This window comes from Streptomyces sp. NPDC001222 (genome assembly GCF_042896945.1).
Taxonomy (GTDB): Bacteria; Actinomycetota; Actinomycetes; order Streptomycetales; family Streptomycetaceae; genus Streptomyces; species Streptomyces gibsoniae.
Window position 1 is genome coordinate 1 of the sequence record NZ_JBIAXT010000040.1, and the last position, 14,308, is coordinate 14,308.

The following is a 14,308-nucleotide window of genomic DNA, read 5'->3' on the forward strand; positions in this document are numbered from 1 at the left end:
CGGGGCGCCCCCCGCCCCGTCCCGCGGCCGGGGCCCACCGCGCGCCGGGGGGGGGCCCCCCGGGGGGGGCCCCCCCCCGCGCCCCGCCCCCCGGGGCCCCCCCCCCCCCCGGGCGGGGGGGGGCCCGCCCCCTCGGGGATTCGGGCGGCGGGTCAGCCCTTCGACGGGTGCGGGGTCGAGCCGTACGCCTTCAGGAAGCGGTCGCGGAAGGCGCTCATCTTCCACACCGGCGCGTTGTGCGCGGGCCGCAGGCCGTCCGACCAGCCCCAGTCGGCGATCTTGTCGAACACCTTCGGGTCCTTGGCGACGATCGCGCACGGCACGTCACGGCTGGCGTGGTTGCCGCTGACCCGGGAGATCGGCTGGTGGTCGCCGAGGAAGACGAGGACCGTGTTCTCGTCGCCGTAGCGCTCCAGCCACTGGGTGAGGGCGGTCACCGAGTACTGGACGGTCTTGCCGTACTCCTCCTTCGACCGGGCGGGGTCGGCGATGATGTCCGCCGGCTTGTTGCCCGCCTTCTGGATGGCGTCGAAGATCGAGCCGTTGCCCAGCTGGTTCCAGGGGACCATCTTCGGGATGGGCGCCCAGGGCTGGTGGCTGGAGGTCAGGATGACGAACGACATCAGCGGCTTGTCGTGCTTCTTGCCGTGCACCCGCTGCTGGAACTGCTCCAGCGCGTACTGGTCCGGCATCGTCGACCAGCTGAACTTCGGGCCCTGGTAGCCGAGCTGGAAGGCGTTGTAGACCTTGTCGAGGCCGTACCACTTCGACTCCGGCCAGCCCTTCTGCACACCCGGCATGACGCCGACCGTGTCCCAGGCGCCGGTCTTCTTGAACGCGTCGGTGAGGGTGAGGTGGTCGCTCGCGGTGACGGTGCGGTAGCGGTTCTGGTTGCTGACCCACAGGCCGGACATGAAAGTGGAGTGGCCGAGCCAGCTGCTGCCGCCGTAGGTCGCCGAGGTCAGCCAGCCGCTCTTGGCGTGGAAGCCGGCCTTCGCCAGGGCCCGGGTGCTGGAGTCCAGGGTCTTGTCGACGCCGGGCGCCATGATCGGGTCCTCGACGGCGCTACGGCCGTAGCTCTCGATGAACGTGAAGATCATGTCCTTGCCGCGCAGATCGGGCACGAGCTGGGAGCCCGGGGTGGTGCCGAAGGTGTCGGCCCTGGCCGTCTTGCCGAACGCCCGCTCGTCACGGACCGTCTCCCGGATGCGGTCGGAGCGGTACTGGAGCATCGTGACGGTGTGCTCGGCGGCCAGCGGCACGCCGGCGACCTGGAGGCTCAGGGCCTGACAGGTCATCCACACCATGCTCAGCACCAGGACACTGCGGGTGGTGGTGGCGCGGTGCCGGGCCATCACGTTGCTCAGCCGGACGACGGCGAGTGCCGAGACGCCGAGCACGACGACGGGGATGACGAGCGCCGCGATCAGCACGCCCAAGGCGCCCGTTCCGCCCAGTGTGTCCTGGAGATAGGAGTAGGCGTCGGTGAACAACGGCCAGTCGAGGATGACGTTGAAGCCGCGGCCGAGGTACTGGTAGAAGCCGACGTCCAGCAGGTTGAGTACGGTCAGCACGCCGAGCACGACGCCGCCGAGCCAGGCAGTGATCAGCCGGGGCCGGCGGGGCAGCGCGGTCAGCACGACGGCGCCGAGCAGCGCCTCCACCGGGAGCCGGGCGAACTGGGCGAGCTCGAAGTTCTCCGGCCGGTTGGGCAGCACGAACGAGGCGACGACGAACAGACCGGCGAGCACGGAGACGCTGATCCCGATGACCTGGGCGGCCATCGGGTGGTTCTCCTTCCAGGCGCGCAGCCGCCGCCCGCGCCGGGAGCGGGCGGACGGGACACCGGCTGCCGTCCCCCCTTCCCCGGCGGCGGGTACGGGGTTGCCGGCGTCCTTGTCCGCGTCGGCTTCCTTGTCTGCGGGCGGGGTTGCCTTTGTCTGTGCCTGTACCTCTGCGTCGGCCACCTTGTCCGCGGCTGCGTCCGCATTTGACTCTGCGTCAGCGTCAGTGTCCGCGGCTGTGTTTGCTTCTGGCTCCGTCTCTGCGTCTGCGTCTGCGTCTGCGTCCGTGTCCGCAGCGGTGTTCACCTCTGCCTTTGCGTCGGCATCCGTATCGGCGTCAGCGTCAGCGTCAGCGTTTGCGTCTGTCTCCGCGGTCGTGGTCGTGTCCACGTCCGCGTGCGTGTTCGTTGCCGCTTCCTCGACTGTGGCTTCGCCTTCGGCGGGGGCGGCGACGGGGGTGTCGGCGGAAGTGGTCTCCTCCGCCTCGTCGTTCTCGTCCGTGGCAACGGGCTCGTCGGTGGGGGCGGCCTCGGCCTCGGCGGTGTCGGGACCGTCCGGCTCCTCCGTGGTCGGGTGCTCCGACGGCTTCGACGACTCCGACGGCCGTTCCTCCGCCGTCTGGTGCTCCGGGGTCGGTTTCTCAGGCGGCGTCTCCGGAGCGGCCGCAGTCCCCTCCGCGTCCGGCTGTTCATCCTCCGTCGGCAGGACCCCGTCGGCGACCACCCCGGCCTTGTCCTTCGTCTGTCGTTGACGTGTGTTGAGAGGCAACCCGAGGGTCCTTCCGTGCGAAGCCCGTGGTGGAGGGGCGGGCCGCGCTGGGGAGGCTGGGCCCGCCGTCATCCCGTACGGGCCGCCGCGGGGCTCCGTTCAAGCCGGCCGCCCCAGCGCCCGGCAAACACCGGGCAAACCCGAGGTCAACCGGCTCTGCCCGGCTCCACGGACACGCGCGTCAGACGCCCCCGACCGCGGTGAGCAGGGCTAGCGGTGTCGCCGCCGAACGGGACTCCCGGGTGCAGGCGTGCGGGTACGGCACCGGCTCCGGACGGGTGTCACGGCTGTAGCCCGCGTACGCCTCCGGCAGCCGGTGACCGGTCGCCGTCGACGCCTCCACCAGCGCGTTCGCCACCGTACGGGCCTCGTCGTGCAGCCCGTAGCGGGCCAGGCCCAGCGTGATCAGCGCGTTGTCGTGCGGCCAGACCGAGCCGCGGTGGTACGACAACGGGTGGTACGCCGCCTGGCCCGCGGCCAGGGTGCGCACCCCCCAGCCGGAGAAGAAGTCCGGTTCCAGCAGGCGTCGGCCGACCAGTTCGCCGTACTCCTTGTCCAGCAGGCCCGACCACAGCAGATGCCCCGCGTCCGACGCGAGCGCGTTCACCTGGCGGCCCTCGCCGTCCAGTGCGAGCGCGGGGAAGGAGCGCTCCTCCATCCAGAAGTCGCGCTGGAACCGGTCGCGCAGATCCCCGGCCGCCTGTTCCAGCAGCGCCGCGTACACCTCGTCGTCCCACACCGTGCGGGCCAGGTGCGCGGTGCGGCGCAGCGCGTCGTACGCGTATCCCTGCGCGCCCGCCGCCATCACCGGTCCGTGCGGACGGCTGCCGTCGGCGGAGCAGATGGCGCCGGGGGAGTCCTTCCAGTTCTGGTTGGCGAGGCCGCCATGGTCGGCGCGGTAGACGAGATAGCCCCGGGAGGTGAGCCCGCCGTGGTCCAGCATCCAGCCGATCGCCGCCCGCGCGTGCGGTTCGAGGCGGCGGGCGAGCGCCAGGTCGCCGGTCTGCTCGACGTACGCCCCCAGCAGCACCAGGAAGAGCGGGGTCGCGTCGACCGAGCCGTAATAGCGCCCGAACGGCACCTGCCCGAAGTGCGCCAGCTCTCCGTGCCGCACCTCGTGCACGATCTTTCCGGGCTGGGCCACCGAACGTGAGCCGAGCTCGGTCGCCTGCGTCGCGGCGAGCGCGGGCAGGGTGGCGGCGGCCAGCCGGGGGCGGTAGGGCAGCGCGAAGAGGGAGGTGAGGAGCGCGTCGCGGCCCAGCAGCGCGAGGAACCAGGGGGCGCCCGCGGCGGGGACGAGCAGTTCCTCGCCGTCGGGTCCGGTCGCCGGGACCTGGAGCGAGGCCAGGTCGTTCAGGCCCTGCGCGCACGCCGTGGCCAGTTCGGGCCAGCCGGTGGGAAAGGCCACGCCCTCGACGAACGCGTCCTCCAGCGCGCGCAGTTGCTCGACGGCTGCGGCGGGGGACGCCGGGACCGCAGGGCCCCGCACGACCCCGTGCGGCCGGGCGGCGACCCGCAGCAACAGCTCCGCCGAGCCGTGCGGGTCGAGTTCCAGCGTCCACACCAGGCGGCGGGCGCCCGTGCCGGTCTCCTCCACGCCGTCCGGCGGGGGCTCGGACGTGACGGTGGTGCCGGACCGCCACTCGCCGCGCCGGTAGCCGAACTCCACGCCGTCGTCGCGGACCTGACGGGAGCGCACGGCACCCGACTTGGCGTACGTCCGGTGGTCGGAGCGCAGCTCGAACTGGTCGGTGAAGTCGGCGTCCGCGGTGACCGCCACCCGTACCGTGGTCGGCACCGGGCGGTTGTTGGTGACCCGCAGCGACTCCACGAACGCGCCGTCCATGACAGCCTGTTCACGGAAGAGGGTGTAGGCGGGCGGCTCCTGCCGGCCGCTGCGCGGTACGAGAACACAGCGTGCCGTGTCCCCTGCCGTGACCGGTGTGAGCGTCTCGGGCACCGCGCCGTCGACCGTGAGCTGCCACCGGCTCAAGTGCCGTGCGTCCCGTACGAAGAACCCGGCCGGGGAGTTGCCGCCCCGCACTCCGCTGATGTCGCCGCCGTCGCCCACAGCGGCGAACGTGCCGCCGTGCACGAGTAGATGATGCCGGTCCGTCATCCCCGGTCCTCTCCCTTGTCACTCCTGTCGAACGTGCCGGTGTCCGCGGGGGATACGCCGCGTTTGGTAAGGGATTCCCCCTTGTTTGGCTTTCTCGGATGCACCGCTGGGTGTGGGGGGTTGTGCAGCAGATCGAGGGTGACCGCGGCGGTCCAGCTGAAGCCCTGCACGCCGCACGCCTCGCCGGTGTACGGGTCGACGTACTCGGCGAAGTCCGAGGTGTCCGCCGTCTCCAGCAGGGCCTCGCGCAGTGCGTCGGCCGCCGTCTGCTCCCGGTGTGTCCTCAGGCCGCGCTCCAGCAGCCAGCCGATGTTGAACCATGCCGGGCCGCGCCAGTAGCGGTGCGGGTCGAAGGCCTCGCCGAGCAGGTCGTAGCTCGGTACGAGCCGGGTCGCGCCGCCCAGTCCGAAGTGGGGCCCGGACAGGGTGCGCACGAGCGCGGCCGCGATGTCGCGGGGGAGCGTGGGCAGGAGCAACGGGATGAGCCCGGAGACGCAGCGCTCGGGGACGAGGGCGCCGGAGGGGGAGCGCTGTTCTGATGAGCGAGCGCCGTTCCGAGGGCGCCGCTCCGTCGGGAGAGCACCGCTTCGAGAGTGCTGCTCCGAAGGGAGAGCGCCGCTCCTTCGAGAGCGCTGCTCCATATGAAGAGCGTCGCTCCTTCGGGAGCGCTGCTCCGCATGGAGAGCGTCGCTCCTCCGAGAGCCCTGCTCCGCATGGAGAGCGCCGTTCCTCCGAGAGCCCTGCTCCGCATGAAGAGCACCGCTCTCGTCCGCCCCGCCCCGCAGGTCCCGGCAGAAGAACATCCCCTCGGCCGGGTCCCAGAGGCGGTCCACGAGGGCCGTCGTCAGACGCTGCGCCCGGGCATGGCGGGCGGTGCCCGTCGCGCCCAGCTCCCGGGCTATCCGGGCCAGCGCGTGCTCCGACGCGATCAGCAGCGCGTTGAACGCCGGGTCCTCCACCGCGAACCCTCCCTCCCCGTCGGCGTACCCGCCTTCCCGGTAGTCCGCCGCCAGTCGTACATAGCGCCCGTAGTCCAGGTCCGTGGGGCGGTCCTCCGGTGCGCCGTGGTCCAGGTCGGCGCGGCGGAAGGTGCGGGCCGGGGCCGGGGTGATCCGGGACAACGGCGCGTCCCAGGCGGGGCTGTTGTCCATGCCCTGCTCCCAGGGGTGCACCACCGAGACGAGCCCGCCGCCGCCCAGGTCCCGCCGGTGCAAGAGGTAGCGGTGCCAGGCGGCGAGGCGTGGGTGGATGCGGGGCAGGAAGCCGCGCGCCCGGGACAGTTCCGGGTCGGCCCGGTGCACCAGCCAGGCCGCCAGCGCGTGCACCGGTGGCTGCACGATGCCCGAGGTCTGTACGGTGCGCGGGGCGCCCGCAGCACGCCCCGCGGTCGAGGAACGCCAGAAGTCGGGGCTCGGGAAGTACGCGTCGAGCGGCACGGAGGGGTTGAAGACGATGTGCGGGATGCGTCCGTCCGCCCACTGGGCGTCGAGGAGCGTCTCCAGTTCCGTCTGCGCCTTCAGCGGCGACAGATGGCGCAGGCCGATCGCGATGAACGCGGAGTCCCAGGACCACTGGTGGGGGTACAGGCTGTGCGACGGCACCGTGGAGGTGCCCGTCCAGTTTCCCTCGAGCACCTGTGCGGCCCTCGCGTGCAGCGCCCCCCGGTGTGTGGACGGACCGTATACGGCGGGTCCGGGGCGGGGGGCGACGCGCGGAGGGGGCGCCGGTGGCGTGCCGGGCGTGCGTACGGGACCGGCGAGTGCCGTACGGCGGGCGGTGAGTCGGGTAGTGCGGTCCACTCAGGTCTCCCTGAACGACGTCCTGCCGCTCGGTTCGGCGGTGGCTACCGTGGAGTTACGTCTATTTAACATGCAAAACTCACTATGTAAGGCGCGGTTGGTGAACGCAAGGGGGTGCGCATGAGAGGAAGAGCCGGGACGCCGGGTCGGCAGGCCGGCGCGGGAGATCTGCTCGCACTGGTCCGCAGCGGCCGCGCCACGACCCGTGGTGCCCTTCAGCAGGCCACGGGCCTGTCCCGGGCCACGGTCGGGCAGCGCCTGGACCGTCTCTTCCGGGCCGGCTGGCTGCGCGAGGGCGCGGGCGGACCGGTGGACTCCCCGCTGGGCGGGCGCCCTTCGATCACCCTGGAGTTCGACGACGCCCACGCCGTGGTGCTCGCCGCCGACCTCGACACCCGGCACGCCCGCGCCGCCGTTCTCTCCCTGACCGGGGAGATCGTGGCCGAGCACACCGGAGTCCTGGTCATTGAGGAGGGCCCGGACGCCGTGCTCGGCGAACTGGGCCGCCGGTTCGCCCGGCTGCTGGAGGAGGCGGGGCACGGGGCGCACGAGGTCTGCGGGATGGGGCTCGCCGTCCCCGGACCCGTGGACAGCGACACCGGACGGGTCGTCCAGCCGCCGATCATGCCCGGCTGGGACGCGTACGACATACGCGGGCGCCTCGGCCGCGCCTTCGCCGAGCACGCGCACGGCGCCCTGGACGTACCGGTGCTCGTGGACAACGACGCGAACCTGATGGCGTACGGGGAACAGCGTGTCGCGCACCCGGACTGCTCGGCGTTCGTGCTGGTCAAGGTGTCCACCGGCATCGGCGCGGGAGTGGTCGTCGACGGCCGGATCTACCGGGGCGTCGACGGCGGCGCCGGGGACATCGGCCACATCCGGGTCCCCGAGGGTTCGGGTGCGCTGTGCCGGTGCGGTTCCTACGGCTGTCTCGCCGCCGTGGCGAGCGGCGGTGCCGTCGCGCGCCGGCTCGCGGAGAAGGGGGTGCGGGCCGCCTCCGGCTCGGACGTGCGGGAGTTGCTGGCCGCGGGGAACCCGGAGGCCGCCGCGCTCGCCCGGGAGGCCGGACGACGGGTCGGGGACGTCCTCGCGACGGTCGTGACGCTGCTGAACCCTGGGGTGCTGATGATCGCCGGGGATCTGGCCGGAACGCCCTTCCTGACGGGGGTGCGGGAGCTGCTGTACCAGCGGGCGTTGCCGCGTTCCACCGGGCATCTGGACGTGGTGACCTCCCGGCTCGGGGAGCGGGCGGGCCTGGTCGGGGCCGGTGCCCTGGTCGTCGAGCACCTCTACGCCCCGGAACGGGTGGAGGAACGGCTGCTCGCGCTCGGGGTGTGAGGCACGACGCGGTCCGGAGGTGCGATGCGGTCCGGAGGTGCGATGCGGTCCGGAGGTGCGGACCGGAGGTGCGATGCCCTCCGAGGTGTCGTGCGCATGACGCGGATATTTCCGTCCGTACGGGCGTCCGTATGGTGAAAACGGGCTGCCTCGCATAGCGTGATTCTCGCCACCCCTGATAGGGGTTGCGCTCAGATGAGCAGATCTTGGGCGACTGCACTTCTCAAAGGGTGGCACTCAGTGCCACCCTTTGATCGTTCATCGATCGAAATCAAACGTGGCGAGAGATGCTCATCCGAGCAGTAAAGCGGGCCTACGGGCGTTGGTGCGTTCAAGAAGTGAAAACATCCCCCGGTCGGCGCTTGCGAAGCTTTGACTTTCGATCCAGTGGCGGACGAGTGGTTACAGGCGCATGACGCGCAAGTGGACGTACCCAGGCTCCTTCGATCTGGGTATGTTCCTCGCCGTCAGGGCAGCCACCGCGTCCTCGAGGAGTCGAGACCGTGTCGGAAAACAAAGATCCCCACGTAACGGAGAACGGCGTGGAGGGTGTGAAGTTCGTTTACGACTTCACCGAGGGCAACAGGGACCTCAAGGACCTCCTGGGCGGCAAGGGAGCGAACCTCGCCGAGATGACCAACCTCGGTCTGCCCGTCCCTCCGGGCTTCACCATCACCACCGAGGCCTGCAAGGTCTACCTGGACAGCGGCCAGGAGCCCGCGGCACTGCGTGACGAGGTGAGTGCGCACCTCTCCGCCCTCGAGAACCGGATGGGCAAGAAACTCGGCCAGGCCGACAACCCGCTGCTGGTCTCGGTGCGTTCCGGGGCGAAGTTCTCCATGCCCGGCATGATGGACACCGTCCTGAACATCGGCCTCTCCGACAAGTCGGTGCAGGGTCTGGCGAAGCAGGCCGGCGACGAGCGCTTCGCGTGGGACTCGTACCGCCGCCTCATCCAGATGTTCGGCAAGACCGTGCTCGGCGTCGAGGGCGACCTCTTCGAGGATGCGCTCGAGGCGGCCAAGGCGGCCAAGAAGGTCACGGTCGACACGGAACTCGAGGCCGCCGACCTCAAGAAGCTGGTCACCAAGTTCAAGAAGATCGTCAAGACCGAGGCCGGGCGCGACTTCCCGCAGGAGCCGCGCGAGCAGATGGACCTCGCCATCAAGGCGGTCTTCGACTCCTGGAACGGCGACCGCGCCAAGCTCTACCGCCGTCAGGAGCGCATCCCGCACGACCTGGGCACGGCGGTCAACGTCTGCTCGATGGTCTTCGGCAACCTGGGCCCCGACTCCGGCACGGGCGTCGCCTTCACCCGCGACCCCGCCTCCGGCCACCAGGGCGTCTACGGCGACTACCTCCAGAACGCGCAGGGCGAGGACGTCGTCGCGGGCATCCGCAACACGGTCCCGCTCGCCGAGCTGGAGCAGATCGACAAGAAGTCGTACGACCAGCTGATGCAGATCATGGAGACCCTGGAGAACCACTACAAGGATCTCTGCGACATCGAGTTCACCATCGAGCGCGGTCAGCTCTGGATGCTCCAGACCCGCGTCGGCAAGCGCACGGCGGGCGCCGCCTTCCGTATCGCCACCCAGCTGGTGGACCAGGGCCTGATCGACGAGGCCGAGGCGCTCCAGCGCGTCACCGGCGCGCAGCTCGCGCAGCTGATGTTCCCGCGGTTCGACGAGAGCGCGAAGGTCGAGCAGGTCGGCCGGGGCATCGCGGCCTCGCCGGGCGCGGCGGTCGGCAAGGCGGTCTTCGACTCGTACACCGCCGTCAAGTGGTCGCGCTCCGGCGAGAAGGTCATCCTGGTCCGCCGTGAGACCAACCCCGACGACCTCGACGGCATGATCGCGGCCGAGGGCATCCTCACCTCCCGCGGCGGCAAGACCTCCCACGCGGCCGTCGTCGCGCGCGGCATGGGCAAGACGTGTGTGTGCGGCGCGGAGGAGCTGGAGGTCGACACCAAGCGCCGGCGGATGACCGTGCCCGGCGGCCATGTGGTCGAGGAGGGCGACGTCATCTCGATCGACGGGTCGAGCGGCAAGGTCTACCTCGGTGAGGTCCCGGTGGTCCCCTCCCCGGTCGTGGAGTACTTCGAGGGCCGGATGCACGCGGGCGCCGACGACGCCGACGAGCTGGTCGAGGCGGTGCACCGGATCATGGCGTTCGCCGACCGCAAGCGGCGCCTGCGCGTGCGCGCCAACGCGGACAACGCCGAGGACGCGCTGCGCGCGCGGCGCTTCGGCGCGCAGGGCATCGGCCTGTGCCGCACGGAGCACATGTTCCTCGGTGACCGGCGCGAGCTGGTCGAGCGGCTGATCCTGGCCGACACGGAGGCCGAGCGCGAGGAGTCCCTGAAGGAACTGCTCCCGCTGCAGAAGAAGGACTTCGTCGAGCTCTTCGAGGCGATGGACGGGCTCCCGGTGACCGTCCGCCTTCTCGACCCGCCGCTGCACGAGTTCCTGCCCGACATCACCGAGCTGTCGGTGCGCGTGGCGCTGGCCGAGTCCCGCCAGGAGCCGCACGAGAACGAGCTGCGCCTGCTCCAGGCCGTGCACCGGCTGCACGAGCAGAACCCGATGCTGGGCCTGCGGGGCGTGCGACTCGGCCTCGTGATCCCGGGCCTGTTCACCATGCAGGTACGGGCGATCGCCGAGGCGGCGGCCGAGCGCAAGGCCGCGAAGGGCGACCCGCGCGCGGAGGTCATGATCCCGCTGGTCGGCACGGTCCAGGAGCTGGAGATCGTGCGCGAGGAGGCGGACCGGGTCATCGCCGAGGTCGAGGAGGCCACGGGCACCCGGCTGAAGCTGGCGATCGGCACGATGATCGAGCTGCCGCGCGCCGCCCTGACGGCCGGACAGATCGCGGAGGCCGCCGAGTTCTTCTCCTTCGGCACCAACGACCTCACCCAGACGGTGTGGGGCTTCAGCCGGGACGACGTGGAGGCCAGCTTCTTCACGGCCTACCTGGAGAAGGGCATCTTCGGCGTCTCCCCGTTCGAGACCATCGACAGGGACGGCGTCGGCAAGCTGGTCCGTGACGCGGCCAAGGCGGGCCGTAAGACCCGGCCCGACCTGAAGCTCGGTGTGTGCGGCGAGCACGGCGGCGACCCCGAGTCGGTGCACTTCTTCCACGAGGTGGGGCTGGACTACGTGTCCTGCTCGCCGTTCCGGATCCCGGTGGCCCGCCTGGAGGCGGGCCGGGCGGCGTCGCAGTCGCAGGGCAGCGACCACCGCTGACGCACACCGCAAGACCTCCGGAGCCGTCGTCGGTACCCGACCCTCACCGACTCACGAAGGCGGCTCCGGACCATCCAGAGAGGGCGGCACCCCTGTGCGGGGGGTGCCGTCCTCTCGCCGTACGCGGCGTATGCCGTGCCCCGGCCCGGTGGGCGCTCGTCCCCCCTCACACCGGCGCCCGGCCCCCGCTGAGCGCAGCGTTCCGCCCGGGAAACAGGGGTGATGCGGCCGGGTAACGTCGGCGCCGCACGCTGCGGTGCATGACCTCGGACATGCGCGCGGCGACGACCGGCACCGGACTCGCAGACACCCCCACGATCGTGCTCGTCGGCCATGGCATGGTCGGCCAGCGCTTCCTCGAGGCGCTCGCCGAGCGCGGTCTGACCGCCACGCACCGGGTGGTCGTGCTGGGCGAGGAGCCCCGCCCCGCCTACGACCGAGTCCACCTCACCTCGTACTTCACGGGCACGACCCCCGACGAACTATCTCTGGCAGAACCGGAGTTCATCGACCGGCACGGTGTCGAGCTGCATCTCGGCGACCCGGTGACCTCCGTCGACCGGCAGGCGCGCACGGTGACCGCCCGGTCCGGGCTGACGGTCCGGTACGACACGCTCGTCCTCGCCACCGGCTCCTTCCCCTTCGTCCCGCCCGTCGAGGGCAGGGACGCGACGGGCTGCTTCGTCTACCGCACCATCGAGGACCTGCTCGCGATCGAGGAGTACGCGAGGGCGGGGGCGGCCACGGGCGCGGTGGTCGGCGGCGGTCTCCTCGGCCTGGAGGCGGCCGGCGCGCTCAAGGGACTGGGCCTTGCCACCCATATCGTGGAGTTCGCGCCGCGCCTGATGCCGGTGCAGGTCGACGAGGGCGGTGGCGCCGCGCTGCTGCGCACCATCGAGAACATGGGCCTGACCGTGCACACGGGCACCGGCACCCAGGAGATCCGCACCGGCGAGGACGGCGCGGTGACGGGCATGCGACTGTCCGACGGATCCCTGCTCGCCACCGACATGGTCGTGTTCTCGGCCGGGGTGCGCCCCCGCGACCAGCTCGCCCGTGACTGCGGCCTCCCGGTCGGCGAGCGCGGCGGCATCACGGTCGACGAGCGCTGCCGCACCGTCGGCGACCCGCGGGTGTTCGCGATCGGCGAGTGCGCGCAGGCGGCCGACGGCCGGGTCTACGGCCTGGTCGCGCCCGGCTACGAGATGGCCGAGACGGCCGCCGCGACGATCGCCGCCGACGAGGCCGACCGGTCCGCGTTCACCGGCGCCGACCTGTCCACCAAGCTGAAGCTGCTCGGCGTGGACGTGGCCTCCTTCGGTGACGCGCACGGCACCACCGCCGACTGCCTCGACGTCGTCTACGCGGACGCCCGCTCGGGCACGTACAAGAAGCTGGTCATCGGCCGTGACGGCGAACTGCTCGGCGGCATCCTGGTCGGCGACGCGGAGGCGTACGGGACCCTGCGCGCGCTCACCGGCTCGGTGCCGCCCGTCGCCCCCGAGCAGCTCGTGCTCCCGGCGGGCTCGGGCGGCCCGGCGCAGCTCGGCCCGTCGGCGCTGCCGGACGAGGCGGTCGTCTGTTCCTGCCACCATGTCACCAAGGGCACCATCCGCGCCGCGGTGACCGAGGAAGGCCGTACGACGGTGCCGGAGGTCAAGAAGTGCACCAGGGCCGGCACGGGCTGCGGCAGCTGTCTGAAGGTGCTGGGGCAGCTCGTCGACGCCGAGCTGGAGGCGGGCGGCATCGAGATCGACAAGGGCCTGTGCGGCTGCTTCGCGCAGACCCGCGAGGAGCTGTACGAGATCGTCCTGGCGCTGCGGGTCACCTCGTACCGCGATCTGCTGGAGCGCCACGGCCGACAGGGGGCCCGGGGCGGCGACGGCTGCGAGACCTGCAAGCCGGCGGTGGCCTCGATCATCGCCTCGCTCGCTCCCTCGATCGGCGCCGACGGACACATCCTGGACGGGGAGCAGGCCGCCCTGCAGGACACCAACGACCACTTCCTCGCCAATCTGCAGAAGAACGGGTCGTACTCCGTCGTGCCCCGGGTCCCCGGCGGTGAGATCACCCCGGAGAAGCTGATCGTGATCGGTGAGATCGCCCGTGACTTCGGCCTCTACACGAAGATCACCGGCGGTCAGCGCATCGATCTGTTCGGCGCCCGGGTCGAGCAGCTCCCCCTCATCTGGGCCCGGCTGGTGGACGCGGGCTTCGAGTCGGGGCACGCGTACGGCAAGGCGCTGCGCACCGTGAAGTCCTGCGTCGGCCGGACCTGGTGCCGTTACGGCGTCCAGGACTCGGTCCGCATGGCGATCGACCTGGAGCTGCGCTACCGGGGCCTGAGGTCCCCGCACAAGCTGAAGTCGGCGGTCTCCGGGTGCGCCCGGGAGTGCGCCGAGGCCCAGTCGAAGGACTTCGGGGTGATCGCCACTGCGGGCGGCTGGAACCTCTACGTCGGCGGCAACGGCGGCGCCACCCCGCGCCACGCGAATCTGCTCGCCCAGGATCTGTCGGACGCCGAACTCGTCCGGCTGATCGACCGCTTCCTGATGTTCTACATCCGTACCGCCGACCCCCTGGAGCGCACCTCGGCCTGGCTGGAGCGGATCCCGGGCGGCCTCGGCCATGTGCGGGACGTGGTCGTGCACGACTCGCTCGGTATCTGCGGGGAGCTGGAGAACCTGATGGCCGCGCATGTGGCCAACTACCGCGACGAGTGGGCCGAGACCCTGGGCGACCCGGAGCGGCTGGCCCGGTTCGTGTCCTTCGTCAACGCCCCCGACACCCCCGATCCGGTCGTCGGCTTCGTCGCCGAGCGCGGCCAGATCAAGCCCGACCTGCCGCTGCTGACCCTCGGCAGGCGCCCTCTGGAAGGAAGTGCCTCGCGATGACCCTGCTGACCCTGGCCCCCGAGAAGACGGATCTGAGCGTCCAACTGCGCTTCGGGGAGGACTGGCTGACCCTCTGCGACCTCGCCCTGCTGACGCCGGGGCGCGGGGTGGCGGCGCTGTTGCCGGACGGCCGTCAGGTCGCCCTGTTCCTGGACCGGGCGGGCCGGCTGTACGCCGTCGACAACCGCGACCCGTTCGGCGGAGCCGCCGTTCTCTCGCGCGGTCTGACCGGCACCCACGAGGGCCGGCCCTATGTGGCCTCGCCGCTTCTCAAGCAGCGTTTCGACCTGCTGTCGGGGCAGTGCCTGGACGACGAGACCGTGCGGCTGGCGACGTACGAGGTGCGGGCGGTCTGAAC

7 protein-coding genes are annotated in these 14,308 nt (G+C 71.5%); 4 read left to right on the plus strand and 3 right to left on the minus strand.

Annotation, left to right across the window (positions count from 1 at the left end; translation table 11 throughout):
* Nucleotides 1-152: 152 nt before the first annotated feature.
* From ACFY2Z_RS35655 to ACFY2Z_RS35665, 3 genes are all read right to left on the minus strand, one after another.
* Nucleotides 153-1,784 (minus strand): sulfatase-like hydrolase/transferase, encoded by a 1,632-nt coding sequence (locus tag ACFY2Z_RS35655; protein ID WP_390748184.1) that lies wholly within the window; start codon nucleotides 1,782-1,784, stop codon nucleotides 153-155.
* A gap of 949 nt (nucleotides 1,785-2,733) precedes the next feature.
* Nucleotides 2,734-4,671 carry a glycogen debranching N-terminal domain-containing protein gene (locus ACFY2Z_RS35660; RefSeq protein WP_390748139.1) on the minus strand — a complete coding sequence of 646 codons (1,938 nt, stop codon included), beginning with the start codon at nucleotides 4,669-4,671 and terminating at the stop codon, nucleotides 2,734-2,736.
* A complete protein-coding gene (locus ACFY2Z_RS35665; RefSeq protein WP_390748140.1) occupies nucleotides 4,668-6,470 on the minus strand; it encodes a hypothetical protein in 1,803 nt (600 codons plus the stop codon). The genes ACFY2Z_RS35660 and ACFY2Z_RS35665 overlap by 4 nt, the downstream gene beginning before the upstream one ends.
* Before the next feature lie 120 nt (nucleotides 6,471-6,590).
* On the opposite strand from ACFY2Z_RS35665, the gene ACFY2Z_RS35670 reads away from it, so the two are divergent.
* The 4 genes from ACFY2Z_RS35670 to nirD all read left to right on the plus strand — a co-directional run bounded on the left by ACFY2Z_RS35670 (nucleotide 6,591) and on the right by nirD (nucleotide 14,306).
* Nucleotides 6,591-7,811 carry an ROK family protein gene (locus tag ACFY2Z_RS35670; protein ID WP_390748141.1) on the plus strand — a complete coding sequence of 407 codons (1,221 nt, stop codon included), beginning with the start codon at nucleotides 6,591-6,593 and terminating at the stop codon, nucleotides 7,809-7,811.
* A gap of 503 nt (nucleotides 7,812-8,314) precedes the next feature.
* Nucleotides 8,315-11,056: a pyruvate, phosphate dikinase gene (gene ppdK, locus ACFY2Z_RS35675; protein WP_390748142.1), complete on the plus strand. Its 2,742-nt coding sequence runs from the start codon at nucleotides 8,315-8,317 to the stop codon at nucleotides 11,054-11,056.
* 260 nt (nucleotides 11,057-11,316) lie between these two features.
* A complete protein-coding gene (nirB, locus tag ACFY2Z_RS35680; RefSeq protein WP_390748143.1) occupies nucleotides 11,317-13,950 on the plus strand; it encodes a nitrite reductase large subunit NirB in 2,634 nt (877 codons plus the stop codon).
* Nucleotides 13,951-13,955: 5 nt separating this feature from the next.
* Nucleotides 13,956-14,306, plus strand: coding sequence for a nitrite reductase small subunit NirD (nirD, locus tag ACFY2Z_RS35685; RefSeq protein ID WP_390748185.1), 351 nt, complete (start codon nucleotides 13,956-13,958; stop codon nucleotides 14,304-14,306).
* Nucleotides 14,307-14,308 lie beyond the last annotated feature (2 nt).